The organism is Cupriavidus sp. SIMBA_020 (assembly GCF_046535395.1).
Lineage (GTDB): Bacteria > Pseudomonadota > Gammaproteobacteria > Burkholderiales > Burkholderiaceae > Cupriavidus > Cupriavidus campinensis.
The window spans coordinates 1-279 of record NZ_JAWRWU010000412.1 but is presented as its reverse complement, the minus strand read 5'-3'; the positions used below and the strand labels follow the sequence as shown (position 1 = coordinate 279).

Below are 279 nucleotides of genomic sequence, written 5' to 3'. Positions count from 1 at the left end.
CTGACATCCAAGTTTCAAGGCTTTCATCACCTAATTTATAATCCAACTCATACGAAAAAGGCGGCTTAGATCCATCATCTAAGTGCAAAAAAATTTTTACTAAAGCCTCAAGAATATTAGATTTCCCCGTGCCATTTTGCCCGATAATAACAGTGCGGCTAGTACCGGATGAAAATCGTATTTCAACGCCTTTTAGATTTTTAAAGTCCGAACGAATATTGAGCCGCTGTAACTTCATCGATTTATCTCCAAATACTGCTGACCATCTTTATCTATTTC

The 279-nt window shown here is 37.3% G+C and carries 1 protein-coding gene; it reads right to left on the bottom strand.

Features of this window, described 5'->3' with window-relative positions:
* Positions 1-238 (bottom strand): AAA family ATPase (locus SB751_RS29825; protein ID WP_410749001.1); only part of this gene is annotated, 238 nt, incomplete at its 3' end.
* Positions 239-279 lie beyond the last annotated feature (41 nt).